Source organism: Alteraurantiacibacter palmitatis (assembly GCF_037154115.1).
GTDB classification, from domain to species: Bacteria; Pseudomonadota; Alphaproteobacteria; order Sphingomonadales; family Sphingomonadaceae; genus Alteraurantiacibacter; species Alteraurantiacibacter palmitatis.
Window position 1 is genome coordinate 20,049 of sequence record NZ_JBANRO010000012.1, and the last position, 26,518, is coordinate 46,566.

General features: G+C 65.2%; 26 protein-coding genes, 1 tRNA gene and 1 other RNA gene. 14 read left to right on the forward strand and 14 right to left on the reverse strand.

Going from position 1 to position 26,518, the window contains the following annotated elements; translation table 11 throughout:
* Positions 1 to 3: 3 nt before the first annotated feature.
* From mtgA to WFP44_RS13885, 3 genes are all read right to left on the reverse strand, one after another.
* Complete coding sequence (mtgA, locus tag WFP44_RS13875; protein WP_336927196.1) at positions 4 to 675, reverse strand: monofunctional biosynthetic peptidoglycan transglycosylase; 672 nt, start codon at positions 673 to 675, stop codon at positions 4 to 6.
* Between the two features lie 82 nt (positions 676 to 757).
* Complete coding sequence (gene rpoH / locus WFP44_RS13880) at positions 758 to 1,639, reverse strand: RNA polymerase sigma factor RpoH (protein ID WP_336927306.1); 882 nt, start codon at positions 1,637 to 1,639, stop codon at positions 758 to 760.
* Between the two features lie 142 nt (positions 1,640 to 1,781).
* Complete coding sequence (locus WFP44_RS13885) at positions 1,782 to 2,738, reverse strand: RluA family pseudouridine synthase (protein ID WP_336927197.1); 957 nt, start codon at positions 2,736 to 2,738, stop codon at positions 1,782 to 1,784.
* Between the two features lie 140 nt (positions 2,739 to 2,878).
* Between WFP44_RS13885 and WFP44_RS13890 the strand changes: the two genes are divergently transcribed.
* The 4 genes from WFP44_RS13890 (at position 2,879) to rnpB (ending at position 5,569) form a co-directional block, all read left to right on the forward strand.
* The gene (locus WFP44_RS13890; protein WP_336927198.1) at positions 2,879 to 3,544 is read left to right on the forward strand and encodes a histidine phosphotransferase family protein; all 666 of its coding nucleotides are present in this window, start codon (positions 2,879 to 2,881) and stop codon (positions 3,542 to 3,544) included.
* A gap of 15 nt (positions 3,545 to 3,559) precedes the next feature.
* Positions 3,560 to 4,282 (forward strand): N-acetylmuramoyl-L-alanine amidase, encoded by a 723-nt coding sequence (locus WFP44_RS13895; RefSeq protein WP_336927199.1) that lies wholly within the window; start codon positions 3,560 to 3,562, stop codon positions 4,280 to 4,282.
* A gap of 102 nt (positions 4,283 to 4,384) precedes the next feature.
* Entirely contained in the window at positions 4,385 to 5,080 is a 696-nt protein-coding gene (gene aqpZ / locus WFP44_RS13900) for an aquaporin Z (RefSeq protein WP_336927200.1), read from the forward strand.
* A 56-nt stretch (positions 5,081 to 5,136) separates the two neighbouring features.
* Positions 5,137 to 5,569, forward strand: an RNA gene (gene rnpB / locus WFP44_RS13905) — RNase P RNA component class A.
* Positions 5,570 to 5,591: 22 nt separating this feature from the next.
* Here rnpB and WFP44_RS13910 read toward each other — a convergent pair.
* Positions 5,592 to 6,305 carry a metallophosphoesterase gene (locus WFP44_RS13910; RefSeq protein WP_336927202.1) on the reverse strand — a complete coding sequence of 238 codons (714 nt, stop codon included), beginning with the start codon at positions 6,303 to 6,305 and terminating at the stop codon, positions 5,592 to 5,594.
* Positions 6,306 to 6,707: 402 nt separating this feature from the next.
* Between WFP44_RS13910 and WFP44_RS13915 the strand changes: the two genes are divergently transcribed.
* Entirely contained in the window at positions 6,708 to 7,436 is a 729-nt protein-coding gene (locus WFP44_RS13915; RefSeq protein ID WP_336927203.1) for a TorF family putative porin, read from the forward strand.
* A gap of 72 nt (positions 7,437 to 7,508) precedes the next feature.
* Here WFP44_RS13915 and WFP44_RS13920 read toward each other — a convergent pair whose 3' ends face one another.
* On the reverse strand, positions 7,509 to 8,261 hold the full coding sequence (locus WFP44_RS13920; protein WP_336927204.1) for an SIMPL domain-containing protein: 753 nt from the start codon (positions 8,259 to 8,261) through the stop codon (positions 7,509 to 7,511).
* Between the two features lie 139 nt (positions 8,262 to 8,400).
* Here WFP44_RS13920 and WFP44_RS13925 point away from each other — a divergent pair, with 139 nt between their 5' ends.
* The 3 genes from WFP44_RS13925 (at position 8,401) to WFP44_RS13935 (ending at position 10,694) form a co-directional block, all read left to right on the forward strand.
* Entirely contained in the window at positions 8,401 to 8,820 is a 420-nt protein-coding gene (locus WFP44_RS13925; protein WP_336927308.1) for a VOC family protein, read from the forward strand.
* 67 nt (positions 8,821 to 8,887) lie between these two features.
* Positions 8,888 to 10,423, forward strand: a complete 1,536-nt coding sequence (der, locus tag WFP44_RS13930; protein WP_336927205.1) for a ribosome biogenesis GTPase Der — start codon at positions 8,888 to 8,890, stop codon at positions 10,421 to 10,423.
* A 64-nt stretch (positions 10,424 to 10,487) separates the two neighbouring features.
* The gene (locus WFP44_RS13935) at positions 10,488 to 10,694 is read left to right on the forward strand and encodes a hypothetical protein (RefSeq protein WP_336927206.1); all 207 of its coding nucleotides are present in this window, start codon (positions 10,488 to 10,490) and stop codon (positions 10,692 to 10,694) included.
* A gap of 13 nt (positions 10,695 to 10,707) precedes the next feature.
* Here the strand turns inward: WFP44_RS13935 and bfr are convergent, their stop codons facing one another.
* The 4 genes from bfr to WFP44_RS13955 all read right to left on the reverse strand — a co-directional run bounded on the left by bfr (position 10,708) and on the right by WFP44_RS13955 (position 14,072).
* Complete coding sequence (bfr, locus tag WFP44_RS13940; RefSeq protein WP_336927207.1) at positions 10,708 to 11,190, reverse strand: bacterioferritin; 483 nt, start codon at positions 11,188 to 11,190, stop codon at positions 10,708 to 10,710.
* A gap of 147 nt (positions 11,191 to 11,337) precedes the next feature.
* The gene (locus WFP44_RS13945; RefSeq protein ID WP_336927208.1) at positions 11,338 to 11,529 is read right to left on the reverse strand and encodes a (2Fe-2S)-binding protein; all 192 of its coding nucleotides are present in this window, start codon (positions 11,527 to 11,529) and stop codon (positions 11,338 to 11,340) included.
* 95 nt (positions 11,530 to 11,624) lie between these two features.
* Entirely contained in the window at positions 11,625 to 12,908 is a 1,284-nt protein-coding gene (locus WFP44_RS13950) for a DUF418 domain-containing protein (RefSeq protein WP_336927209.1), read from the reverse strand.
* Positions 12,909 to 12,941: 33 nt separating this feature from the next.
* On the reverse strand, positions 12,942 to 14,072 hold the full coding sequence (locus tag WFP44_RS13955; RefSeq protein ID WP_336927210.1) for an SPOR domain-containing protein: 1,131 nt from the start codon (positions 14,070 to 14,072) through the stop codon (positions 12,942 to 12,944).
* A gap of 288 nt (positions 14,073 to 14,360) precedes the next feature.
* Between WFP44_RS13955 and WFP44_RS13960 the strand changes: the two genes are divergently transcribed.
* Genes WFP44_RS13960 through WFP44_RS13970 form a run of 3 tightly spaced genes read left to right on the forward strand, consistent with a single transcriptional unit; the run spans position 14,361 to position 17,161 of the window.
* Positions 14,361 to 15,083, forward strand: coding sequence for a ParA family protein (locus WFP44_RS13960; RefSeq protein ID WP_336927211.1), 723 nt, complete (start codon positions 14,361 to 14,363; stop codon positions 15,081 to 15,083).
* A gap of 1 nt (position 15,084) precedes the next feature.
* Entirely contained in the window at positions 15,085 to 15,666 is a 582-nt protein-coding gene (locus tag WFP44_RS13965; RefSeq protein WP_336927212.1) for a hypothetical protein, read from the forward strand.
* 16 nt (positions 15,667 to 15,682) lie between these two features.
* On the forward strand, positions 15,683 to 17,161 hold the full coding sequence (locus tag WFP44_RS13970) for a tetratricopeptide repeat protein (protein ID WP_336927213.1): 1,479 nt from the start codon (positions 15,683 to 15,685) through the stop codon (positions 17,159 to 17,161).
* 13 nt (positions 17,162 to 17,174) lie between these two features.
* Here WFP44_RS13970 and WFP44_RS13975 read toward each other — a convergent pair whose 3' ends face one another.
* Together WFP44_RS13975 and WFP44_RS13980 are read right to left on the reverse strand one after the other, a co-directional pair.
* Positions 17,175 to 18,407 carry a dihydroorotase gene (locus WFP44_RS13975; protein ID WP_336927215.1) on the reverse strand — a complete coding sequence of 411 codons (1,233 nt, stop codon included), beginning with the start codon at positions 18,405 to 18,407 and terminating at the stop codon, positions 17,175 to 17,177.
* Positions 18,404 to 19,441, reverse strand: a complete 1,038-nt coding sequence (locus WFP44_RS13980; RefSeq protein ID WP_336927217.1) for an aspartate carbamoyltransferase catalytic subunit — start codon at positions 19,439 to 19,441, stop codon at positions 18,404 to 18,406. The genes WFP44_RS13975 and WFP44_RS13980 overlap by 4 nt, the downstream gene beginning before the upstream one ends.
* A gap of 110 nt (positions 19,442 to 19,551) precedes the next feature.
* On the opposite strand from WFP44_RS13980, the gene sppA reads away from it, so the two are divergent.
* Both sppA and WFP44_RS13990 read left to right on the forward strand, forming a co-directional pair.
* The gene (sppA, locus tag WFP44_RS13985; protein ID WP_336927218.1) at positions 19,552 to 21,483 is read left to right on the forward strand and encodes a signal peptide peptidase SppA; all 1,932 of its coding nucleotides are present in this window, start codon (positions 19,552 to 19,554) and stop codon (positions 21,481 to 21,483) included.
* Positions 21,484 to 21,559: 76 nt separating this feature from the next.
* Positions 21,560 to 21,634, forward strand: a tRNA-Val gene (locus WFP44_RS13990).
* Positions 21,635 to 21,691: 57 nt separating this feature from the next.
* Here the strand turns inward: WFP44_RS13990 and WFP44_RS13995 are convergent.
* Positions 21,692 to 22,372 carry a murein L,D-transpeptidase catalytic domain family protein gene (locus tag WFP44_RS13995; RefSeq protein ID WP_336927220.1) on the reverse strand — a complete coding sequence of 227 codons (681 nt, stop codon included), beginning with the start codon at positions 22,370 to 22,372 and terminating at the stop codon, positions 21,692 to 21,694.
* A 105-nt stretch (positions 22,373 to 22,477) separates the two neighbouring features.
* Between WFP44_RS13995 and WFP44_RS14000 the strand changes: the two genes are divergently transcribed.
* Positions 22,478 to 22,924, forward strand: a complete 447-nt coding sequence (locus WFP44_RS14000; RefSeq protein WP_336927222.1) for an XRE family transcriptional regulator — start codon at positions 22,478 to 22,480, stop codon at positions 22,922 to 22,924.
* On the opposite strand, the gene WFP44_RS14005 is transcribed toward WFP44_RS14000, so the two are convergent.
* Entirely contained in the window at positions 22,925 to 24,415 is a 1,491-nt protein-coding gene (locus WFP44_RS14005) for an MBL fold metallo-hydrolase RNA specificity domain-containing protein (RefSeq protein ID WP_377923097.1), read from the reverse strand.
* A 155-nt stretch (positions 24,416 to 24,570) separates the two neighbouring features.
* A complete protein-coding gene (locus tag WFP44_RS14010; RefSeq protein ID WP_336927225.1) occupies positions 24,571 to 26,511 on the reverse strand; it encodes an NPCBM/NEW2 domain-containing protein in 1,941 nt (646 codons plus the stop codon).
* Positions 26,512 to 26,518 lie beyond the last annotated feature (7 nt).

A 26,518-nucleotide genomic window follows, 5' to 3' on the forward strand; every position in this document is an offset into this window, starting at 1 on the left:
GCGTCAATCGTACACGCAGGCGTCAAGCCCGTCGCGGCGCACCACGCCGATCCGCGCTTCGATCGTGTTGCCATAACGGCGGGTAAAGCCGGTGGGGTTCACCACTTCGCGCCGTTTCGGGCTGGGCAGGGCAGCGGCCATGCGGCTGGCCTCGTCCCGCGAAAGGCGCGCGGCGGATTTGTTGAAATAGCGCTGCGCCCCGGCCTCCACACCGTATGTGCCAATGCCCGTTTCCGCAACGTTGAGATAGACTTCCATGATCCGCCGCTTGGTCCACAGCGTTTCGATCAGAAAGGTGAACCAGGCTTCCAGACCTTTCCGGAAAAAACCGCCGCCCTGCCACAGGAACACGTTCTTGGCGGTCTGCTGGCTGATGGTGGAGGCGCCGCGCTCGCGCTCGCCCGCCATGCGTTCCTGGATGGCCTGCTCGATCGCTTCGGTATCAAAACCGTTATGCGTGCAGAACTTGCTGTCCTCGGCTGCGATCACGGCAGACACCATGTTCCGGTCGATCCGGCTCAAAGGCTCCCAATCGCGTGTCACCGCGTTTTCGTCCAGCAGCATGGTGAGCGTGTAGGTGACGGGCACAAAACGAAACAGCACGACCAGCACCAGGCTGAGCGCGACGAACACGGCTAGTGCCTTTGCGATCCACAGGGCGATGCGGGTGGCCATCGCCCGGCTCTAGCGAATGGTTTCCCGAATCAAAAGGGCCGGACGCGCCCGCCCGGCCCTTTCGCAAATCATGGCTGGTCGATCACGCCATTGCGGGCAGCAGGCGTTCGCTGGCAATCCGCTGCATCGCCTTTTGCAACTTTTCAAACGCGCGCACTTCGATCTGGCGGATGCGTTCGCGGCTGACATCGTATTGCTGGCTGAGTTCCTCCAGCGTTTGCGGATTGTCCACCAGACGCCGTTCGGTCAGAATGTGACGCTCACGCTCGTTCAGGCTTTCCATCGCCTCCACCAGCATTTCGCGCCGCATATCGGCTTCTTCGGCCTCGGCGACGACCACATCCTGCAAGGGGCGGTCATCGGCCAGCCAGTCCTGCCATTCGCCGCTGCCTTCCTCGCCATTGCGCATGGGCGTGTTGAGCGAGCCGTCGCCGCCCATCATCATGCGCCGGTTCATGTTGACCACTTCCTGTTCCGGCACGCCCAGATCGGTGGCGATCTTGGCCACTTCCTCCGGCGTCAGGTCGGTATCTTCATAGGCTTCCATCTGGCGCTTCATGCGGCGCAGGTTGAAGAACAGCTTCTTCTGCGCGGCGGTGGTGCCCATTTTGACGAGGCTCCAGGAGCGCAGGATGAATTCCTGCATACTCGCCTTGATCCACCACATCGCATAGGTGGCAAGGCGGAAGCCGCGATCAGGCTCGAACTTCTTGACGCCCTGCATCAGCCCCACATTGCCTTCAGAAATGAGGTCACTCACCGGCAGGCCATAGCCGCGATACCCCATCGCGATCTTCGCCACGAGGCGCAGATGGCTTGTCACCAGCTGCGCGGCGGCTTCGGGATCGTCATGTTCCCGGTAACGCTTGGCGAGCATATATTCCTGCTCGGCCGTCAGCACGGGGAACTTCTTGATTTCGGCCAGATAGCGGTTGAGGCTCTGCTCCCCGCTCAAGACTGGCATGGTGGTGCGATTGTTGCTCACGGTTTACCTGAACCTTTCTGTTGTCGACCGCCTGATGCCGGCCCCTGCTGGGCACCTGACGTTTAGCGGCCACCTGTTGGTCCATCCATATAGACGAACGGCACGCAATGTAGGACGCAATTCATCGATTTGAATGACCGCATTGGTCGATAAGTTCCCGCATATCGGGCGGAAGCGGGCTTTCGAAGCGGTGGGATGTGCCCGTTGCCGGGTGAACAAAGCCGAGCACGGCGGCGTGCAGCGCCTGCCGCTGGAATCCCAACCGGGCGAGAATCGGCCGCAATTGCGAATGTGTTCTGCCATAGACCGGGTCGCCCACTAGCGCATGACCGATTGACGCAAGGTGAACCCGCACCTGGTGGGTGCGCCCGGTTTCCAGGCGGCATTCGATCAGCGTGCAGCCATCCAGCTTTTCCAGCGTGCGGTAATGGGTGACGGCGTGCTTGCCGCGCGATGCATCGTCGGGCAGCACGGCCATCTTCTTGCGATCGGCATCCGATCGGCCCAGCCGCTTCGCAATCGTGCCCTGCGGCGGCGATGGATGCCCCTGGCACACCGCCAGATAGGCGCGTTCCAGCGAATGATCGGCAAACTGCCGCGCCAGTCCCTCATGCGCCCGGTCGCTCTTGGCCACCACCAGCAGGCCGGATGTATCCTTGTCGATCCGGTGCACGATGCCCGGCCGCGCCACCCCGCCAATGCCGCTCAATTGCCCGCTGCAATGGTGCAGCAGCGCGTTCACCAGCGTGCCATCGGCATTTCCGGCAGCCGGGTGCACCACCATGCCGGCGGGCTTGTCGATCACGATCAGATCGGCGTCCTCATAGACCACAACCAGGGGGATATCCTGTGGGTGAGCCTGTGGATCATCGGGCGGCGGCACCGCAATGGCATAATCCGCACCTGCCGCCACTTTGGCCGATGCGCTGGTGGCCTGCTGCCCGGACACGGTCACCTGTCCTTCCGCGATCAGCGCCTTCACCCGCTCGCGCGACAGGCCGCTTGCCTCGGCCAGCAATTTGTCCAGCCGCCCTGCTGCCTCCAGCGTGCCTGCGATCGTGGTGCCGTTATCCGCCATATCGGCCGCGCCATAGCGGCAATTCGCCCTGCGCGGTATGCAAAAGGCGCCGGGAAAGCCCCGGAAACCCTTTGCAGGACAAGGCCGCATCGCTAAGTCAGCCGCCAAGTGCCCCTTCCTTAAAGGCCCGGAAACCTTCGATGACATCTTCGCTTGATCTTGCTGCCCTGCTCTGTTCGCGGCTCTGCCACGATCTGCTCAGCCCTGTGGGCGCGATCAATAACGGTCTGGAACTGCTGGCCGAGGAGAAAGACCCCGAAATGCGCCAGCGCTGTATCGAGCTGCTGGAACAAAGCGCACGGGTAAGCGCGGACAAGCTGAAATTCTTCCGGCTGGCTTTCGGCGCGGCCGGGGGTTTTGGCGAAATGGTGCCCACCGACGAACCGCGCACATTGATCGGCGCGCTGGTGGCCGCGAACGAGCGGTTGCAGCTCGACTGGGCGGTTCCGCTGGGCAGTCTGCCCAAGCCGGCGGTCAAGGTGCTGCTGAATCTGGCGGCCATCGGCATGGATTCGCTGGTGCGCGGCGGGGTGCTGGCGGTGGCGGCGGAAATGCGCGACACGGCAAAGGGCAAGGTCACCGAAATCGCCATGCGCGCCAGCGGGCCGCGCGTGGCATTCGACGAATCGATCGGCCGCGCGCTGGATGGCACCTTGGCGGCATCCGAATTGTCGGGCCGCACTGCGCCCGCACACATGGTGCATCTGTTGGTGGCGCAGGAAGGCGGCAGCCTGCAGGTGGCGCACGCGCCCGATGCGCTGGTGGTAGGTGTCACCCTGCCCGCGCCCGACGGCCTGATCGGCTGATACAGGCTTCCCGCGATGCCCAGCCCGTTTCCCCGCGATCCGCTGGTTCACCGCGAAGTGCCCTCGCCCAACTGGAACGAGCGCAAATGCCCCATCACCATGGTGGTGCTTCATTATACCGAGATGAAGCCGGTCGAGGCCGCGCTGGAACGGATGTGCGACCCGGCAGCCGAAGTCTCCGCGCATTACTGCATCACCGAAGAAGGCGAAGTGATCCGCCTGGTGCCGGAGGAAAAGCGCGCCTGGCACGCAGGCAAATCGTTCTGGCGCGGGCAATCGGATGTGAACAGCGCCAGTGTGGGGATTGAACTGGATCACCCCGGCCACGCGCTGGGATACCGCCCCTTTGCCGATGCCCAGATCGAGGCGCTGATCCCGCTGCTCGATTCGATCGTGCGCCGCTACAAGATCCCTTACGCCAATGTGGTTGCCCATTCGGACATAGCGCCCGCGCGCAAGGTCGATCCGGGCGAGCTGTTCCCGTGGGCGCGGCTGGCGCGATACAAGCTGTGCCTGCCGCAGCCCGAACGGCTGGATCTGGGCGATCCGTTTGGCAATGACGGCGCGTTCCTGCTGGCGCTGGAACGGTTCGGCTATGACATTTCCGATCCCGTGAAAGCGATCGAGGCGTTTCAGCGGCGCTGGCGGCCTGATGTGATCGACGGCCTGCCCGATGGCGAATGCCGCGCGATCCTGTTCCAGCTGTTGCTGGATCGGGACGAGGGGCGCGCGCGCTAGAGCTTTATGCCTATTTAACATTGCATTAGGCAATTTTCCGATTCGGGGTTACCCTTCGCCCTGTCACGCCGCAAATGGCGGACGCAGGTAGGGGGAACGGGGATGCAAAAGAAGCTTTTTGCCGAGTTTTTCGGCACTTTCTGGCTGGTGTTCGGCGGCTGCGGGTCAGCCGTTCTGGCGGCGGCTTTTCCGGAACTGGGAATCGGTTTTGCGGGCGTATCGCTTGCCTTTGGTCTCACCGTGCTGACCATGGCCTATGCCGTGGGGCATATTTCGGGCGGGCATTTCAACCCGGCCGTATCGCTGGGGCTGGCGGTGAGCGGGCGCTTCGGCTGGAATGATCTGTTGCCTTATTGGGCCGCACAGGTGCTGGGCGCCTTTGCGGCATCGGGCACGCTGTTTGTCATCGCATCGGGCATGGCCGGGTGGAGCCCCGGCGGATTTGCCAGCAACGGCTTTGGCGATCTGTCGCCCGGCGGCTATTCGCTGCAAGCCGTGCTGCTGATCGAAGTGGTGCTGACCGCAGGCTTCCTGATCGTGATCCTGGGCGCCACATCGGCGCGGGCACCGGCGGGCTTTGCGCCGATTGCCATTGGCCTTGCGCTCACGCTGATCCACCTCATCTCGATCCCGGTTTCCAACACCTCGGTCAATCCGGCGCGTTCCACCGGCGTGGCTTTCTATGCCGAGACGGCAGCGGTGGGGCAGCTCTGGCTGTTCTGGGCCGCACCGCTGATCGGGGCGGTGATTGGCGCTGCCATCTGGCGCTATCTGCTCGCCACGCCGGACGCGGAATAGGCGCGTGGACGGGCGGCGGCTGGTCAAAGCGCGCCGCCCTGCCTATATCGGCTGGGCCAGGGGGCCGGGCAGCCGCGGTCCCGCAAGGGATCGAGGAAAGTCCGGGCTCCACGAAGCAAGGGTGGCGGGTAACGCCCGCCGGGCCGGCGGCGCAAGCCAAGGGTCAAGGGAAAGTGCCACAGAGAGCAGACCGCCGATGGCCCCGGACCTGATCCGGGGCACAGGCAAGGGTGAAAGGGTGCGGTAAAGGCGCACCGGGGCGCTGGCAACAGGGCCCGCATGGCAAACCCCACCCGGAGCAAGACCAAATAGGGGTCCCGCGCCAATCGCAAGAACGGCAGGGGTGCTTCGCCCCGCTGGGACCCGGGTTGGTTGCCAGAGCGCGTCCGGCAACGGGCCGCCCAGATGAATGGCTGCCGCCGCCGATACGGTCCTGTTTTCAGGATACCGTCGGCGGTACAGAACCCGGCTTACAGGCCCCCTGGCACCTTTAGGTATCTTTCAGTCGCGCTCAGGCCGGGGCGCGATGGCTGATGCCGATTTCACCGTCCGCTTCGACCGCCTCGATATAGCGGCGCGTGGCGCCTTCCAGCACCAGCGCGGTCAGGCGTCCGCTGGAATAGGCGCCGGTGTCAATGCCGATGCGGTTGCCCTTGTCCTGCGGCTGGTCGGTAATCGAGTGGCCGTGCACCACCACCGCCTCAAACGGATCGGGATGGCTCAGGAACGGCTCGCGGATCCAGCGCAGATCGCTCACCTTCTGCGAGGCCAGCGGCGTTGCCGGATTGATCCCGGCATGGACGAACAGGTAATCGCCAATGCGGATCATCTCCTCGAACCCGGAGATGAAATCCAGCACATCGGCAGGCACCGTCGCCGTCCACAGCTCCTGCAACTCGTCCACCGGTGCGCTGGCCAGAACCTTTGCGGAGATGCCGAAACTCTGCATTGTCTCGCGCCCACCATGGCGCAGGAAATGGCGCATGGTCTCCAGGCTGGTGAGGCTCTTTACCAGCAATTCCTCGTGATTGCCGTACAGGATGCGCACCTTGCGCCGCGCCTGCCATTCGCGAGCCAGCGCCAGCACGCCGGCCGAAGCCGGCCCCCGGTCGACCAGATCGCCCAGCAGGATCACCGTGGTATCGGCAGTGCCGCGGGCATCATCCGCCTCGATCGCACCGGCCAGCGCCTCGAACAGATCAAGCCGGCCATGAATATCGCCCACGGCATAGACGCGCTGCCCCTGCGGTATATGGGCAACAGGCCCGGAAGATGAGGGCGAAAAGAGTGAACGGAGGAATTGCAGCATTGCGGATTGTTCGCCTTTCGCTGTTGTCATTGGGATCGGCAGCCCCTCGTTTCAACAGGCGCGGTCGTTTTTTGCCCGTGCTTGCGGCGCGCGTTGCGCTTCTGCACTGGTGCAGTGTCATACTGGTGCAAGAAATCAACACTTCTGCGCCGATTCGCGCTGCATTGCGCAATTGAACTTGTGCAACGCAGCACCGATGGGCACTTTCCATGGGTGCTTGCGGCTACTGGCCCGCCTTCAAATTAAAGAGGCCGGAACGCTTTCACGCAGGTGGGACGAGGCATCCTGTTTAACCACAGCAATTGAGGGATATTGCTCATGCTTACGTCCGTTCGCAGCCTGATGGCTGCTACTGTTCTCGCCGGTTCCGCTTTCGTCGCTGCTCCTGCAGCCGCGCAGGACATTGGCGTCGAAATCTCCGCCAATGCCGCCATCGTCAGCGAATACCGCTTCCGCGGCGTCGATCTGTCGGGCGGTGACATCGCCATTCAGGGTGGTATCGACCTGGCGCTGCCGGCTGGCTTCTATGTCGGCACCTGGGGTTCGTCGATCGACGAAACCACCGTCGGCTACGGCCACACCGAACTGGACATCTACGGCGGCTGGTCGAGCGAAGTCGCCCCCGGCGTGACCTTCGATGTCGGCGGCATCTTCTACCTGTATCCGAATGCCGGCGCGGGTGATTTCGACTATTACGAACTCTACTCCTCGGTCGGCTTTGAAGCCGGTCCGGCTGGCCTGACGCTGGGCGTGGCCTATGCGCCGAAGCAGGATTCGCTGAGCAACACCGACAACTTCTACATCTACTCGGATGTCAGCGTCGGCCTGCCGGGCACCCCGATCTCGATCGACGGTCACCTGGGCTACACCGATGGCTTCCTGACCTACACCGCCAATTCCAAGGCGTGGGATTACTCGATCGGCGCGTCGGTCGGTCTGGGTGAAACCCTGTCGCTGGGCGTTGCCTATGTCGGCGCGGAAGGCAATTCGGCTCCCTACAACTTCGTCGATGACGCGGTTGTTGTGACCCTGTCGGCCAGCTTCTGATAGCTGCCTGATACGCAAACGGATTGGCCCGCCCTGGCAACAGGGCGGGCTTTTTCGTGCCCCCCCCCGCGCTCAATCGAGGTAGAAATCCACCGTGGTCACCACGCGCACCTTCTTGAACGGCGTATCGGCCACCCCCCAGCCGCCGCCATCGCCATCGCGGGCATAAATCTCGAAATAGCCCTGCGTCGCCTGCCGGATGCCGCCCACGCCCGCGCCGGAATCCTGCGCGAATTGTTCCGCCGCGGCACGCGCATCACGCGTCGCCTCTGCCACCATCTCGGGCTTGATGTCGTTCAGCCTGGTGAAGGTGTAAGCCATGGCCGAACCTTCCTCCAACTGCACCCCGCGCCGCACCAGATCGCTCTGCTCGCGCACCGCGCGCTGGGCCCGTTCGATATCGGTGGTGCGCAGGGTCATGCGCTGGCGCACGGTGAAGCGGGTGACCCCGTCCATGGTGAAGCTCGACACATTGGCGCCTGTGGGCTGCACCGCGTCCTCCGGAAAGCCCAGCCCGGCAAAGAAGGCGCGGATGCTGGCGGTATCGCGGTCAACGCTGGCCTGCGCGCTCGCCATGTCAGCCGCCGTGGCGGAATAGGAGATGGTCCAGGTGGCCAGATCCGCCATCACATCGCGCTCGGCAAGCCCGCGCACGGTAACCGAGCGCTCGGCCAGCTTCATCCGCGTAAGGCCATCGCCCAGCAGATATCCCCCAGCCACCAGGCCCAGCGACAGGATCGCCGCAGCGCTCAAAACCAGCGGGCCGGGCGGGCGTTTCCAGAAAGGGGTGGCGGACGGCACGAGTTCTTCGCTATTCCCGGTCATGTTGGGTTCCTTCGCTGGCACACGCCAAGGGTTGCGCTTGAGGATGGTGGCGCGCATCCCCATATCTTATGGCAGCGATGAACCGTGCTTGAATAGCGATGAATGGAGTTTTTCCGTGAGCATTTCCTACCTCCATACCATGATCCGTGTGACCGATCTGGACGAAACGCTGCGCTTTTTCAGCCTGTTGGGCCTTGAGGAAGTGCGCCGGAAGGAGAGCGAGAAGGGCCGCTTCACGCTGGTCTTCCTCGCCGCGCCAGGTCAGGAGGACGTGGCCGAGGTGGAACTGACCTATAACTGGCCGCCGGAAGATGGCAGCGCTCCCGAAACCTATACCGGCGGGCGCAATTTCGGCCATCTCGCCTATGCGGTGGACGATATCTACGGCACCTGCCAGCGGCTGATGGATGCGGGCGTGACGATCAACCGTCCCCCGCGCGACGGGCACATGGCCTTCATCCGCACGCCCGACAACATCTCCATCGAACTGCTGCAAAAGGGCGGCGCGAAGGAGCCGCAGGAGCCGTGGGCAAGCATGGAAAACACGGGCGTCTGGTAAGCCGCCGCACGCATTGAGGGGCAAGTTAAGCTTGCCAAACTGCCCCTCTGCCTCCACCGCACCCCCTATGGCGCAGCGCAAATACCCTCAGGTCATCATTGTTGGCCGGCCCAATGTCGGCAAATCCACCCTGTTCAACCGGCTGGTGGGCAAGAAGATCGCGCTGGTCGATGACCAGCCGGGGGTGACGCGCGACCGGCGTTTTGGCCATGCGGGGCTGATGGGGCTGGAGTTTGAAGCGGTCGACACCGCCGGGTGGGAGGACGAGGATCCCGAAACCCTGCCCGGCCGGATGCGTGCCCAGACCGAGTTGTCGGTGAAGGGCGCGGATGCGGCGCTGTTCGTGTTCGATGCCCGCGCCGGGATCACCCCGCTGGACGAGGAAATCGCCCGCTGGCTGCGCGGCCAGGGCGTCCCCACCCTTGTGCTCGCCAACAAGGCCGAAGGGCGCGCGGGCGATGCGGGCATATTGGAGGCCTATGCGCTGGGCCTGGGCGAACCGATTGGCGTGTCGGCCGAACATGGCGAGGGGATGGCCGAGGTCTATGCCGCTCTGGTTCCCATTATCGCCGACAAGGGCGATCTGCTCGAACGCGAATACGAGGCGGAAGTGGCCAAGGCCGCCGATGCCACCCGCGCCCGTGCACAGCGTGCCGAGGCCCGCGCCGAACGCGCCGCGCTGCGCGCCGAAGCGCTGGAGAACGGTGAGGAGTGGGAAGATTCGCCCGAGGATCTGACGGTAGAGGACGAGGAGGAGGACTACGATCCCACAGCGCCCCTCTCCCTCGCCATTGTCGGCCGCCCCAATGCGGGCAAGAGCACGCTGATCAACCGCCTTCTGGGTGAAGACCGGCTGTTGACCGGGCCGGAAGCGGGCATCACGCGCGATTCCATCTCGGTCGATTGGCAATGGACCGATCCCAGGAGCGGCGAAGTGCGCGATATAAGGCTGGTCGACACCGCCGGTATGCGCAAGCGCGCCAAGGTGCAGGACAAGCTGGAGCGCCTGTCGGTCAGCGATGCCAAGCGCGCGATTGATTATGCCGAAGTCGTGGTGCTGCTGCTGGATGCCACGCGCGGGCTGGAAGTGCAGGATCTCAAGATCGCCAATCTCGTGCTGGAGGAAGGCCGCGCGCTGATGGTGGCGATCAACAAATGGGATGTGGCCGAAGATGCCAGCGGCCTGTTCAACGGCGTGCGCGCCGCGCTCGATGAAGGGCTGGCGCAATTGAAGGGCGTGCCGCTGCTGGCGGTATCGGCCAAGACGGGCAAGGGGCTGGACCAGATGCTGTCCGCCGCGTTCGAATTGCGCGAGGCGTGGAGCCGGCGCGTGCCGACGGCCGGCCTCAACCGCTGGTTTGACGAGGCGCTGGCCACCAACCCGCCGCCCGCACCCGGCGGAAGGCGGATCAAGCTGCGCTATATCACGCAAACCAGCACCCGCCCGCCGCGCTTCGTCATCTTTGGAACACGGCTGGACCAGCTCCCCACCAGTTACGAACGCTATCTGGTGAACGGCATAAGGCGCGAACTGGGTTTTGGCGCGGTTCCGGTTCGGCTTACGCTGAAAAGCCCGAAAAACCCGTTCGACCGCAAACGCTGACGCTTGCAATTCACAGGGCTGAGGCAGAACTTCCCTTGGGGCGGTTAGCCTGGGGAGTCGGGCCATGGCACATTACCGGATCGAATATTTCCGCGAAGGCACGCATAGCGGCGACAGGGTGAGTCTGGAGGTGCCCAATCTGGCAACCGGACTGGTGGTGGCGGATATCAATCGCCCGCACGGCGATGTGGAATTGTGGGATGGCGACCGGCAGATTGCCCGGCTCCACCGCGAAAGGGGCGGAGCCGGGGGGTATTGGCAGATAGGCTAGAACGGAAGAGGGATCATTCCTCGCCCGCCGCCTTGCTCTGCAACTGGACGTAGTTTTCCAGGCCCATGCGCGCGATCATGTCGAACTGCTTCTCCAGAAAATCGACGTGCTCCTCCTCGCTTTCAAGGATGTGGGCGAACAGGTCGCGGCTGGTGTAATCGCGCACGCTTTCGCTGTATTCGATCGCGTCGCGCAGCACCGGCAGCGCTTCCATTTCCAGCGCCAGATCGGCCTTGAGGATTTCCTCGACCGTCTCGCCCACCTTCAGCTTGTGGATCGCCTGGAAATTGGGCAGCCCGCCCAGGAACAGCACACGATCCGCCAGCGCATCGGCGTGCTTCATTTCGTCAATCGATTCGTGGCGTTCGTATGCGGCCAGCTTGGCAATGCCCCAATTGTCGAGCACGCGGTAATGCAGCCAGTACTGGTTGATCGCGGTCAGTTCGTTGGTGAGGCACTGGTTGAGATAGTCGATAACCTTGTCATCGCCCTTCATGGCGTAGGTCTCCTGATTGATCCAATGGCCGGATCATAGGCGCGCGCAGGAGCATTCTGGCAAGCGAAACCCGTGTGACGATATGTCAAAAACGGCGGAAAACCGGGCTTTTGCGAATGCGTGTCAGGATAGGCGCGCTAATGCAAATCAGGCCGCGATTGTGGCCGGCGCGATGGACTCGCGCTCTTCGGCAATCAGCTCGTTCGCATCGTCGAGGCATTGCCCGCAATTGGGCCGCTTGCCCAGCGCGGCATAGACGCTTTCCGCACAGCCCCCGCTGCGGCGCGCCATGTCCCGCAGATCGGTCTCGCGAATGGCATTGCATATGCAGATATACATGGGCGAAAGACACCTTGCCGACGATGTGCAAGGGTTAATGCGAGTCGCTTTCAATAGCAAGCATTATTGCGAGCGATTATCACTCGCGCCGTTATCTAGCGCGGCAGGCGGTTGGCAAACATCCGGCGATAGGTGGCGCAACGCCATATCCATTCGAGCGGCCCCTGCCGGAACCGGCCGAGCCAGACGCGCGAGAAGGTGAGCATCAGTGCCCAGCCCAGCAGCACCACCAGCAACAATTCTGCCCGGTGCAGGCTGCCGAACAGCCCACCGGCCCAGCCCTGGAATACCAGCATCATGACCAAGGACGTGCCGACATAATTGGACAAGGCCATGCGCCCCGCCAGCACCAACCGCGCGGCCAGCCAGCCCGTATGCGGCCGCGCGGCCCAGCGCGCCAGCAGCACCGCACCGCCCAGCAGCAGCGGAATATTCGCCAGCGGCCCCAGCCCGAAAAAGGCCAACTGCGTGACATAGGGCGTGAAACCCTGCCCCATCACCCACAGCCCGGCCGCCAGATTGGCGATCAGGCCCGCAAGCGCCAGTCCAACCGCCGCTGGGCGCGATATCAACATGACCGAGCCGTCATCCGCCTGCCTTCCCATCACATGGCCGCGGAACAGGGCCAAACCGATCAGGATCAGGGGGATCGTCTCATACAGCGCAAGCTGCGCGTAATAGGCAACAAGGCCCGCTTCCTCGGTCAGCCGGTAATCCAGCACATCGGCATAGCTGCCCTGCCCCAAGACCGCCGCTTGGGCCGACGCCTCCTCAAGTTGCGCCTGCCAGAAGCTGGCATAATACTCCACCACATGAGGCGGGGCTGCGCTCAACCCTGCCTCGACCATGGCCGGCGTCAGGAAGGCCAGCGCCTGAACCCCGGCACCCACAACAGCCCATATCAGCCCGATTGCCAGCAGCCGTTCGGCCGGCAGGCGCAGGAACAGCAGCGCGCCCAGCCCGCCGCAGGCATAGGTGAACAGGATGTCGCCACGAAACAGCAGCGCGAAATGGGCAAGCCCGATCAGCGCCAGCAGGATCAGCCGCCGCACCTGCAACTTCACCGCCGCGCTATCGCCGCCCGCACTTTGCCTGGCACGCTCGACAAACAGCAGCAGGCTCGCCCCGAACAGCAGCGTGAACAGGCCGCGAAACTTCCCGTCCACCGCCACGAATTGCACCAGCCAGATCCAACGGTCGGCCGCATTGCCGCCATTGGGCAGCGCGCCGGGCCAGTAATAGGCGATATCGACATGGCCAAAGGCGGTGACATTGGCAAGCAGGATGCCCAGCACGCCAATGCCGCGCATCAGGTCGAGCGCGACGAGCCTCTCCTGCGTGGGAACGGGGGTAGCCGGTGGGGAAGATGGCGGTTCCAAGCAGGCCTTCCTTGTTGAAAGGCCGCGCTTAGGTCAGTTGCGGGTCACAAGGCAATCGGTCCCGCCGCGCTTCAGCGCGTTGCAGGCGTTCTGCGCGGCGGCCTGGCTGGCATAGCCGGCCGCCAGAAGCCGGGTGACATTGCCCGATGCCACCATCATGCGTTCCGCCCCGGCCAATTCGGGACGGCCCGAAAGCTGGCTCCACAACCGTTCGGCATTGGCCCGTACCGAAAACGCGCCCAGTTGCACGCGCCACGGCCCGCCGGTGGCGGCTTGCGATGCCGCAGCCGCAGCGGCAGGGGCTGCCCGCACAGGGGCGGGAGGTGCCGCAGGTGCTGCCGGGCGCGCCGCCGGTTCGGCCTGCGCAAAGGTGGCGCCCGCCTGTGCCGGGCTGTCGGTTCCGGTGGCGCTGCGCGCTTCTGCGATGGCAGAACGCGCCGCAGCGACCGAGGGCGATACCGCGACACTGGCAATGGGGCGCGGCACGCGTGGGCTGGATGCGGCGACAGGCGATGCGCTGGCCGAACTGTCGCCCGATGCGCGCAGCGCCAGATCGGCCGCCGCCAGCTCCGCCGATCGTGCAGCGAGTGCCTCGGCGCGCATGGCCTCGGCCAATTCCGCGGCCCGGCGCCGGTCAGTCAGCGCGATATGTTCGTCCATCTGCGCAATCGCAGGGCCAGCTTGCGGCAACCCCGCCGAATTGGCGAGGGTGAGCAGAGCATAGGCGCGCACCCAGTCCCGCTCCACCATGTCGCCGTTGAAATGCGCAATTCCCAGCAGATATTGCGACCGCGGATCGCCCCGGCGCGCGGCATCTTCCACATAGGGCAGCGCCTCTGCCCGGCGGCCTGCCTGAAACAGCATCAGCCCGTATGTATCAGCCGCCTGCACATGGCCCGCTTGCGCTGCGCGGAAATACAGCGCTTCGGCCCGCGCTTCGTCCTGCGGCACACCGCGGCCCAGCCGGTAAGCCTGCGCCAGATTGAACATGGCATCGGCATCGCCGGTCGCCGCGGGGCCTTCCCACGCTGCCACGGCCGCCGCGTAATCGCCCCGTCCCCATGCATCCACGCCTCCGCGCACATCGGCCAGAGCCGGCGCTGCCAAGGCCGCAGTGCCCAGCAAGGCTGCTGCAACCCATGTCCTGTGTGCCGCGCGTGCCATCAATCAACCCTCTTGCAAATTGCGGTGCCATATCGGGCCTGCGTGCAGCCCGCCCGCAGGAACAATCGGCATCATCATAGTAAACCAGCAATTAGCAAAAGATTTATGCCGCCATGCCAAGCGGACGCTCCGCCTGCGGCAAGCCATCGCATCCGATACCCGGCAACGGGCATTGTTCATCTATTTCCGCGCCCTTAACCCAAAATAAACGGTGATCTGCGAACTCCCTGTCAGTGAAGCGCCGGAGCAACCCATTTGCCCGGCCGGATTTCTCAGGGGGACACCTCAGTGCGGGTATTGGCATTGGCATCTCAGAAGGGCGGATCGGGCAAGACCACGCTTGCCGGGCACCTCGCCGTGCAGGCGCAGCGCGCAGGGGCAGGCCCGGTGGTTCTGATCGATATCGATCCGCAAGGCTCGCTGGCAGACTGGTGGAACGAACGCGAGGCGGAATTTCCCGCCTTTGCGCAGACCACTGTTGCGCGCCTGGCCAACGATCTGGCGATTCTGCGCCAGCAGGGCTTCAAGCTGGCGGTGATCGATACGCCGCCGGCCATTACCATGGCGATTCAGTCGGTCATTTCGGTGGCCGAACTGATGGTGGTTCCCACACGCCCCAGCCCGCACGATCTGCGCGCCGTGGGTGCCACGGTTGATCTGTGCGAACGCGCGGGCAAACCGCTGATCTTCGTCGTGAACGCCGCCACCCCCAAGGCGCGCATCACCTCCGAAGCGGCGGTTGCGCTCAGCCAGCACGGCACCGTTGCGCCCATCACCATTCACCACCGCACCGATTTTGCCGCCAGCATGATTGACGGGCGCACGGTGATGGAAGTCGATCCCGAAGGCCGCAGCGCACAGGAAGTTGTCGCCCTGTGGCATTATGTTGCCGACCGGCTGGAAAAGAACTTCCGCCGCACCGTGTTTGCCGCCCCTGGCACCAAGATGGTGGCGGGCAATGGTATTGCCCGACCGCAGCAAGGCGGTTTTGGCCGCCGCGTGGCGCAATAACATGGCGAGGGCGGCAGTGGGCGAAGTCAAATCCTTTGCGTCCCTCGGGCCGCTGCTGCTGGCCCGCAAGGGCACGGCCAAGCCGGCGATGCGCGTCCAGCTCGATGCCGATTCGCGCGGCAATCTTGATGCGATGGACGAGCTTGCCGCCAGCCAGGAAGCGCTGGGCTGGAACGACATGGGCGACGAAACGCCTGCTGCGACCGGCATGGCTGCTGCGACAGGCTCGGCTGCTCCGACCCAAAGCGAAAGCGCACCGGCTGTCGAACCCGCCGTGCGCCGCCAGCAACACGAACTGGTGCACCGCATTGCCGATTCGAACCTTGCCGCGATGCAGGAACAGGAGCGGCCAGACGATGCCGCCCGGCGCGCCGCGTTCACGCTGCGTCTGGATGCCGAACGCCATCTGCGCCTGCGCCTTGCCAGCACGGTGAACGGCGAAAGTGCGCAGGCCATCGTGACGCGCGCGCTCGACAGCCTTCTGGCCGAAATGCCGGAAATCGACGAACTTGCCGCCAAGGTGCGGGCGCCCGGTCGGGCTTCGTCCCGTTCCGGCCGTGGCCGCCGCAAATCGCAGGATTGAGGGAAAGACGCGTATCATGGACACGACCGACACCCGCCTTCGCCTGACCGGGCTTGCCTTTGGCACCGCGATGGCATCGGTGCTGCTGGCTGGCTGCGCCACCACGGTGCCGCAATCCGCCGATGCCGCGGCCACTGCTGCGCAAACCGCGATGGCCGAGGGCCGCCACGACCGTGCGCTGCGTCTGGCCGAACAGGCCGTGCAGGCCGATCCGCACAACGCCGCCACCCGCGCGCTGCTGGCCAAGGCCTATCTTGATGCCGGGCGTTTCGCTTCGGCAGAGACGACCTTTACCGATGCGATGATGCTGGGCGACAACAGCCCGCGCACCGCGCTCAGCCTCGCGCTCGCGCTGACCGCGCAGGCCAAATACACCGAGGCCGGCGCATTGCTCAACGCATGGGAAGGTCGCCTGCCGGTGGCCGATCTGGGCCTGGCACTGGCGCTGGCAGGCCAACCCGATCGCGGCATCCACCTGATGACCAACGCCATTCGCGGCGGCGACGACACGGTGAAGATGCGCCAGAATCTCGCCTATGCCTATGCCGTGGCGGGCCGGTGGCGCGAATCGCGCCTGATGGCATCGCAGGACGTGCCCGCCGATCAGGTTGGTGCGCGGATGGAACAATGGGCGGCGATGGCGGCGCCCGAAGCTTACGAACAGCGCGTGGCCCGCCTGCTGGGTGTGCCCGCTGGGGTGCGCGATGCGGGCCAGCCGCTGCATCTGGCGCTGTCCAACACGCCCACGCCGCAGCAATTGGGGGCAGAGGCTACCGCGCTTGCCGCGACGCAGGCGCCCGCAGCCCCGATGCCCGCTCTTGCCGCTGCTCCCCAATCGCCCGCCCCTCTCGCGATGGCAGTGCCTGCCAACGGCCGCGAATTGCCCGCCGTGGGCAGCGCGTCGTTGACAGAACGCGCGCCCCTTCCCGCCATGGCTCCAGTCTCGGTACCCGAAACATCCCGCATGGCTGCCAGCACCAGTTTCGCGCAGGCCTTTTCCGGCGAAACGCAGAACCAGACCGCAACACCCGCTCTCGACGCCAGCAGCTTTGCCGTTGCCGACCGCGCGACTTCGACCGCCGCACCGGCCACCCGCCCTGCTGCCCCTGTCACCAACCGCTATGCCGCCGCCGCGCAGCCGCGCGAGAGCGCCCAGGCAGCCACTCCCGCAGCACCGGCCACCCGCCGGAGCGCCGGCGATGGTTCGCATCTGGTGCAATTGGGCAGCTTCTCAAGCGAACAGGGCGCACGCCGCGCATGGGGCATCTATGTCAGCCGCCATCCGCAGCTTGCCAACCACGAGATGGTGATTACCGAGGCGGTGGTGAATGGACGCCGCTACTTCCGCGTGTCGGCGGGCGGGTTTGACCGCAGCGCCAGCCGCGCCATGTGCGGCCAGATCAACGCCCGCAGCAGCGATGGCTGCATCAGCTGGGCCGCGGCGAGCCCGCTTCCCGGCGCGGTGGATCGCGGAATCCGGATGGCCAGCCGCTAAGGCATTAAAGACATCAGCGCGTTATACGCACGCCGCCCTTCCACAGGGCGGTGACGCGGCCTTGCACCGGCTGCCGGTCGAACGGGGTATTGCCCGCGCTCGCTTCCATCTTGCGCGAATCCACCACCCAGGGGCGCTCAGGGTCGACCAGCGCCACATCGGCTTCGAGCCCCGCTTCCAGCGCTCCCGCAGGCACACCCAGCAGGTGAGCAGGATTGCGCGCCACCAGATCGAAAGCGCGCGGCATATCGATCACGCCATCGCGCACCAGCGTCAGCACCATGGCCAGCAGCGTTTCGGCCCCGGCCATGCCCGGCGCGGCATCTGCAAAGGGCAGGTTCTTGTCTTCCGGCCCGCGCGGATCGTGCCCGCTGGCAACCACGCTGATCGTGCCATCGGCCAGCGCCTCCAGCACGGCCTGCCGGTCATCTTCGGACCGCAAGGGCGGCGAGAGGCGGGCGAAGGTGCGGAAACCAGCCAGCGCCAGATCGGACAGCATGAAATGCGCCGGCGTGACGCCCGCGCTCACCGCCACGCCGCGCTTTTGTGCCGCGCGCACCAGATCGAGCGCACCGCGCGTGGTGACTTGGCGCAGATGCAGCCGCGCCCCGGTCATCTCCGCCAGCGCAATGTCACGCGCGGCGGCCAGCGCCTCGGCCTCAGCAGGCGCAGAGGGCAGGCCCAGCCGCGTCGCCATTTCGCCCGCCGTTGCAGAGGCGGAGCGGCCCGCCAACCCGCCATCCTCGGCATGGGATACAACCACCATGTCGAGCATGGCGGCATATTGCAGCAAACGCAGCATCACGCCCGAATCCGCGATCCAGGTGCGCCCGGTGGCGATCGCCCGCGCGCCCGCATCGCGCATCATCGCGATTTCGGCCAGATGCGTGCCGCCAAGCGCTACTGTGGCTGCGGCCAGCGGATGCACCCACAGATCGGGCTTGCCGCTCTGCGCCGCATAGCGCACGCGGCTGGGGTGATCGAGCGGGGGCGACTGGTCGGGCATCAGCGCGGCGCGCGTGATCCCGCCGAAATGGAAGGCCGGCTTGTCCACCGCGAACACGCCGCAATCGACAAGGCCCGGCGTGACAAGGAGGCCGCGCGCCTCGACCACCTCGTCGCCTTCGGCAACCGCCGCGCCAACGGCATCGATCAGGCCGTCCACCAGCCGCAGATTGGCCTCTGCCAGCCCTGCCGGTGTGACCAGCGTGCCGCCAGTGATGGAAATGGGGCGCTGCTGTTTCATACCCATTCCCCTTCACCCCATCCGGGGATACCGCGCGCCTTGCGTGTCAACACGTCAAGGCAGGCCATGCGGATCGCCACGCCCATTTCCACCTGATTGGTGATGATCGAATGGCGCGCGTCATCGGCCACGTCGCTGTCGATCTCCACCCCGCGATTCATCGGGCCGGGATGCATTACGATGGCGTTAGCCCGCGCCCGCGCCAGCCTTTGCCGGGTAAGGCCATAAAGGTGACGGTATTCGCGGGGGCTGGGAATGAACTGCCCGTCCATCCGCTCGTTCTGCAGGCGCAGCATCATCACCACATCCGCGCCCGCCAAGGCGGCGTCGAAATTGTGGAACACCTCCACGCCCATCGCCGCAACCCCGGCAGGCATCAGCGCAGGCGGGGCGCACAGGCGCACCGTGGCGCCAAGCGCCTGCAGGCACAGGATGTTCGAACGCGCCACGCGGCTGTGCAGGATATCGCCGCAAATGGTAACGGTGAGGCCAGTCAGCTGCCCGTCGCTGCTCGCCTCCCCGCGTTCGGCCAGCGCGTGGCGCAGCGCGAGGGCATCGAGCAGCCCTTGCGTCGGATGTTCGTGCTGCCCGTCGCCCGCGTTAAGCACGGGGCAATCGACCTTGCCCGCGATCAGCCCCACCGCCCCGCTGGAGCCGTGGCGGATCACCATCGCATCCGCGCGCATCGCATTCAGCGTCATGGCCGTGTCGATCAGCGTTTCGCCCTTCTTCACGCTCGATTGCGCGGCGTGCATATTCACCACATCCGCGCCCAGCCGCTTGCCCGCGATTTCGAACGACAGCAGCGTGCGCGTGGAGTTTTCGAAGAAGGCGTTGATGATGGTGAGGCCCGCCAGCGCGTCGCAATGCTTCGTTGGCTGGCGGTTGAACCGCACCCAATGTTCCGCCTCGTCGAGCAGGAACAGGATTTCGTGCGATTGCAGCGCGCCGATGGCGATCAGGTCGCGGTGCGGAAAGGCCCGTCCGCCCGCTGGATAGCGTGCAGATGGCGTGGGGGTTTGCAGCGATGTCATTAAAGCCAAGCCCCTAATCGAGCCGCATCACCGCTTCAAGCGGTTTCGGCTGGATCATGCGCGGCTTCATCCCTAGCGTGGCGCGCAGATCAACGAATACGGACAGATATATGAGTTTCGCAGGCAAGGTGTGGCGGCTGCTGGTGGGCATCAAGGATGCGCTGGCCCTGTTGTTCCTGCTGCTGTTTTTCGGCGTCCTGTTCGCCGCCCTTAGTGCGCGGCCCAGCCCGGCGCAGGTGCGTGAAGGCGCGCTGCTGCTGAAACTGGACGGGCAGATCGTGGAGGAGCCGGCGGTCATCGATCCGGTGCAGACATTGCTGTCGGGCACCCTGCCGATGCAGGAATATGCCGCGCGCGACCTCACCCGCGCCATTGACGCGGCGATTGCGGATGATCGGATCAAGGCCATCGCGCTGGATCTGTCCACCTTCACCGGCGGGCCGGCCGTCTCGGTGCGCGAAGTGGCCGAGGCGCTGGCGCGCTTTCGCGCCTCCGAAAAGCCGGTGATCGCCTATGGCGTGGCGATGGCCGATGATGCGGTGCTGCTGGCCGCGCAGGCGAGCGAGGTATGGCTTGATCCCATGGGCGGCGTGGCGGTGCGCGGCCCCGGCGGAAGCATCCTGTTCTATGCCGATGCGCTGCAACGGTTCGGCATTACCGCCCATGTCTATCAGGTCGGCACTTACAAGGGCACGGGCGAACCGTTCACCAATTCCGCCATGTCGCCGGCTTTGCGTGAGAATCTGGAAACCTATACCGCGCAGATGTGGGAGGAGTTTCTCTCCCATGTGCGCCGCGCGCGGCCCGATGCCAATCTGGACGCGGTGAGCACCGGCCTTGTCGCGGCAGCGGAGCAGGCGGGCGGCGATCTGGCCCGCGTGGCGCTGGAGGCAAAGTTGGTCGACCGTCTCGGCACGCGCGAGGAATGGGCGATGCGGCTGGTGGAAGTGGCCGGCAAGGACCGGCTGGACAAGCGGCCCGGCGCCTTTGCGGCGACCGATCTCGATGTGTGGATGGCGGCAAGTGCGCAAGGCGAAGGCGGGGGCCTGCGCAGCCTGACCGGCGGCAGCAAGAAGGCCATCGGCATCATCACCATCGCGGGCGAAATCAGCGATGGCAATGCCGGGCCGGGCAGCGCAGGGGCCGCGCGCATCACCGCCCTGTTGGAAGATGCGCTGGACGATGATCTGGCCGCGCTTGTGGTGCGCATCGATTCGCCCGGCGGCACGGTAACCGGGTCGGAAACCATCCGCCGCGCGCTGATGCGGTATCGGCAACAGGATATTCCCGTCGTCATTTCGATGGGCAATATGGCGGCCAGCGGCGGCTACTGGATCGCCACTGCAGGCCAACGCATTTTTGCCGAACCCGAAACGCTGACCGGCTCGATCGGCGTGGTGCTAATGGTGCCCAGTTTCGAGACTATTCTGGGCCGTTACGGCGTGAATGCCGAAAGCGTGCGCACCACGCCGCTTTCGGGCCAGCCCGATATTCTGGGCGGCTTTACACCCGAGACCGACGCGCTTCTCCAATCGGAGACGCAGGCCATTTACGGCCGCTTCGTGAGCCTGGTGGCCGAGGCGCGCGGTGTTTCGGCAGCGCGCGCTGACGAACTGGCGCAAGGACGAATCTGGACCGGCGGATCGGCGCGGCAAATGGGCCTGGTTGACCAGTTTGGCGGGCTGGATGCGGCCATCGCCTGGGCAGCGGAGCAGGCAGGGCTTGCCGAAGGCGAGTGGGAGGAACGGTTCCTAGCCACCCCGCCCGATCCGTTCAAGGCAATGCTGGCAGGGATCCTGACCGGCCAGTCTGCCCATGCGCGCGCCGAGGCCCCCGTGCTCTCCAGCGTATCCGCACTGATCGCGGGGCAGGAGCAAACCACAATGGCCCGCGTGGTGGCGGATATGAATCGGTTGATGTCCAGCACCGGCGCGCAGGCGCTGTGCCTGCCCTGCACCGGCGATGCCCCGGCGCTGCGCGCAAACCTGCATGGTGGGCAAGCCTTGTGGCAACGCGCCTTGCGCTCAATTTTGGCCGAATGAACGCCAATTGAGCGCTTGCCAGCCGCCCAAAGCCATGGCAAAGGCGCGCCCCTGTCCGGACAGCAAATGTCCCGGCGGGCGCGTAGCTCAGCGGTAGAGCACACCCTTCACACGGGTGGGGTCGCAGGTTCAATCCCTGCCGCGCCCACCATCTTTTCAGACATTCTGAGCAGATGGAGCAAGCTTCGCCTCGGCATGGTTTGCGGGGTCAGGCCGTGGCCGCCTTGCCGCTGTAGATGAGCCGCCCTTCCCCAAGGAAGCCGAACACCTGTGCCAGATCCTGCCCGGAAAAGGCGAGGCACCCCTGGCTGCGGCCAAGCTTCCCGGTGCGCGCCAGCACATCGGGTTCGGCATACCAGGCGGAATGAAGGACTATCGCCCTGGCCAGGGCGTTGCAATTGGTGGGATCGAGGCCTTCCAGCCGCTGCGAATGTCCGTGCCGCCCGGTGTAATAATCGCGCGTCAGAAAAGCCCCCTGGCTGGTCGCGTTGGAACCGGGCCGGTCGGAGAAGCTTTGCAGCAATCCCGTGTGCCGCGGATCGGAACCCGATCCATGCGTGACATGGAGCGCCTGAAACTTGCCCGCCTCCAGATCCACCAGATAGAGGCGCGGCTGGGCCGATGGGGCGCCGAAGTCGGCAATGGCCAGCCTGTCACGCGCCGCGCGCGGGCCGTGCCGTTCCAGCGCGGCCATGGCATCCTGCCACATGACGCGGGCGCGATCCGGCCAGCCCGGCGGCGCGGCAAGGGAAAGGCTGGCAGCGGATGACTGCGCCCGGGACGACGCGCTGCTGGCGAGGGAAACAGGTGCGGCGGCCCTTCCGGGAAAGGCGCTGGCACCGGCGATCGCGGCAAGGCCGCACAGAAAATCGCGTCTGTGAAGGTTCATCCTCTTCACGATAAGGCAAAGCTGCGCGCAGGGTCTTGGACAAGCTTGTGCGCAGGCGCATAGGATGTTGCGCAACAGGCACCGTGCAAGAAGGATGGCACCGGCATGACCAGCAAGGCGATCACCGCAGATGCCTATCGCGAGGCAGTGTGCGAGATCATCGGCCACATCCGCCGCGCGCACGGGCTGGCCGACCGGAATCTGGCGGCCAAAATTGGCTGTTCGGCTTCCACCGTGCGCAATGCGCGCAACCGCCTGACCAGCCTTGATCCGGCCCTGCTGCTGCGGATCGAACAGGAATTTGGCCCCGGCGCGATCGATCCGGTGCTGGCATTGGGCAATGCCCGCGCGGTGCCGCTGCCACAGGCCAACCATGCGGGCAATCCCCTGCTGGCGCTGGTCGCCGCGCTGCACTGCATCGTGGAAGCCCAGGCGCGGGAAAGCGAAGGCGGGCGGCAGATCACGCGGGGCGAATTGCGGCAAATCCTCCCGTCCTTGCGCGAAGGACGCAGCGCGCTGGACGGTTTGATCGCGCGCGCGGGGGAGTGCTGATCAGCCTCTGCGGCGCCGCTCCTTGTGCGCGGCATAGGATTGCAGGATGCGCGCCATCTGGGCGATGGCCTCTTTCCTCTCCCGGTCGCTTTGCAGCCGCGCCAGATCCTGCTTGAGCGAGGAGGCGAAGGCCGCATAATCGTTTTGCCAGTCGCGCCCCAGCGCATCGCCCAGATCGGTTCGCCCCGTCGCGCTGCGCAGGGCAGGTTCCCCCGGCGGGAGGAGATATTCCTCGCCAATTTCGGGCAGTCGCACATTGAGTTGCGGGAAACGGCGCTGCAATTCGCGCCGCATGGCCTCTTGCGCCTCCTGCTCGCCGTGGTCGAGAAACAGCGAGCCGGCAATCGGGCTGGCTTCCGCGATCCAGGCGAGCAATTCGGTCTGGTCGGCATGGGCGGAATAGCCTTGCAGGCTGCGGATCTGCGCGCGCACGCGCACATCCTGCCCGCTGATCCGCACCCGCTGCGCGCCCTCCATTATCACCCGCCCCAGTGACCCCTGCGCCTGATAGCCCACGAACAGCACGGTCGAATCGCGCCGGTGCAGATTGTGCACCAGATGATGGCGGATGCGCCCGCCTTCGCACATTCCCGATGCAGCAATAATGATGGCGCCCGACACCGAATTGAGCGCCACCGACCCGGCGACATCGGTGACGAAGTGAAAGGCAGGATGGGCAAAAATGTCGCTCTTGCCCGTGTCCTCCAACTCGTGCGCATAACGGGCAAAGACCCCGGTGATGCGGATGGCGAGCGGCGAATCGATGAACACCGGCACCGGCGGGATGGCCCGATCCGACAGCAGACGGCCCATATCCAGCAGCAATTCCTGCGTACGTTCCAGCGCGAAGGCGGGGATCACCAGATTGCCCCCGCGCACCAGTGCTGCCTCCACTTCGGCCTGAAGCAGGCGCCGCCTTTCCTCCATCGCTAGCGGTTCGCGCACGGTGCCGCCATAGGTGCTCTCGCAAATCACGTGATCGAAGCCCGCGCGGGCCTGCGGGTCGCGCTGGAACGCCTTGTTGTCCGGCCCCAGATCGCCCGAACACAGCACGCTCACCCCGCCCGCTTCCAGCTCCACCGAAGCGGAACCAAGGATATGCCCCGCATTCCACAACCGGGCGCGAAATCCCGGTGCGGGCAGGAACTCTTCCTCCAGATCGACCGTGCGGCACAGGGCAAAGGCCGCGGCGGCATCCTCGGCCGTGAACAGCGGGTCAAAGGGGTCTTCGCCCGCACGGTCGCGGCGGCGGTTGTGCCGCTCGGTTTCGTATTCCTGCAGGCGCGCCGCATCGGCCAGCATATGTTCCAGCAGGTCACGCGTGGGCCCGGTGCACCAGATCGGCCCGGTAAAGCCTGCCGCCGCCAGCTTGGGCAGAAGGCCGCTGTGATCGATATGCGCATGGGTCACGATCACCGCATCCAGGCGCGATGGATCGAAGGCGAAGGGTTCGAGGTTCAGCCGCTCCAGCGTGCGCGAACCCTGGAACATCCCGCAATCAACCAGCAGATCGCGCCCGCGATGGCGGAATTGGTGGCACGACCCGGTCACGGTGCGCGCCGCGCCGTGGAATGTCAGCGTCAAGTCGTTGCTGCTCAAAGGTTCCCTCTCCGATCACCCGGCCAAGCCAGGTGACTGGCGCAGCCTCACCGCAGCAGCGCGGCCTCTCCCCATACCACGGACAGCGCGCGGGCGGGTGCGCTTTCGCTGCGGGCGATGATCTCCACGATCTGCGTGCCGGCCACATCCGCCTCCAGCCGTTTTGGCGCCTCCCCAAATCCGGCCCAGTCACTCTGCGCCAGCAGCCGCCCATCGCCATGGACTTCAAAGCGCACCCGCGTGCCCGTATCCACGCTGGTATCGTCCACGCCCACTTCCGCCCGGAACCGGGCAAAGCCGCTATTGCGCAGTTCCAGCCGCGAATTGGCGAGCGCGCCGATGCCGGTGGCAAAATCGCGGTTGGCGACGCGCAGCGCCTGCCCGTGCGGCGTGCTGTCCGCGCGCGCCCCGCCCCAGCCAGTGTAGCGGTGCCTGTCGCCCACCCCGCGTGTCTGTTGCCAAGGCAGGATACCACGGTGGACCAGCGGATCGTGTTCGGGTTCCACCACGCCATCTTCGGCCACATTGATCGCGCCGGGCATTTCCGAAAGATACAGCCCGCCATCCAGCCGGCGCGCTCCGCTGGCGGCAAACACGCGCGTTTCGCGCGGGGCCAGGGTCAGCGTCATCTCGCCGGTAAAGCCGCTCGTCTCCCCGCTCCACAGATCGCGCAGCGCGACAGGCTGATCGCCGCGCAGTTTCAGGTGATCGGCGGTAAGCACCACATCGAGCGGGGCCGAGGTGCGGTTGAACAGCGCTGTCGCCTTGCTGCCATCGGCCAGCGTCTTGACGAATATCTGGATATCATCGGTATCAAACGCCAGCACAGCCTGATTGCCGCCCGCATCCTGGTTGAGCGCGATAATCTCCTCATTACCCAGAATGGCGAGCAGTTCGGGCGTCATCTGCCGCATATCAAAGCCGATGATCAGCGGCGCATTCAGCATCGCCCACAGGCTGAAATGGCTGCGCGCCTCCACCAGATGGTTCGCATCGAAATCGCCCGTGCCGACAAACAGCATATCGGGATCGTTCCAGTTCCCCGGCTGGGCATAGAGTTCCCGGCGCGAAGCGGAATCCAGATTGTGCAGCATCCGGCCCCAATGCGGCGAGATATCCTCGCTCGTGCGCGAGAGATTGCCGAAATTATGCGCCCAGCTGCGCACATCCGAACTGCCCCAGATGCACAGCGAAAACACATAATCGCCATCGGGATTGTGCCGTGCCAGCGCATCGCGCACTTCGCCAAACAGCGCCTGCACGGCCGGAACATTGGTGTTGCCGATCGAATCGACATCAATCAGCGGTTCAAACTCGCGGTAAATCCCGGCGGCGACATTGGGATTGCCCGCCCCCATGCCGCGAATGCCGCAGCCATCCACCTTGATGTAATCAAAGCCCCATTCGCCAAAATACAGCGCGATATCCTGATCGACATGGCCGTATAGGCCCACTTCGCGCTCTTCCACGCTGCCTTGCGGATTGTTCGCCGCGCCATGGCCGAATGTCTGCCCGCAGGAATTGCGGCCAATATCGCTGTAGATGCCCACTTTCAGGCCCATGGTGTGCAGCCGGTCGGTGAAGGGGCGAAAGCTGGTAGTGCCATCACCTGACGCGGCAGAAGGAAAATTCGCCGTGTTGATGACCATCCGGCCGGTATCCACATCGCGTTTCAGCCACCAGCCATCATCAATATTGATGTAACGGTATCCGCGCGCGGCAAGGCCGCTCTCCACGATATAGGTCGCGGCGGCGAGCACCTTTTCCTCGTCAATATCGTGGTAGAAGGCGTTCCAGCTGTTCCACCCCATCGGCGGCAGCGGAGCATGGCCGCCGGAAAAGGCGCTCCACCGGCCTGTGGCGGCCAGCGGATCAATGGTGCGGGCTTCCACCGCCGCGCCGCTCGCCTGCGCCACGGCCGGCACCGCGCCGGCCAGCGCGGTTGCAGCCAACAGGCCAGCGGCCCAGTTCCAACCTCCCTGCCGCATCACGCCT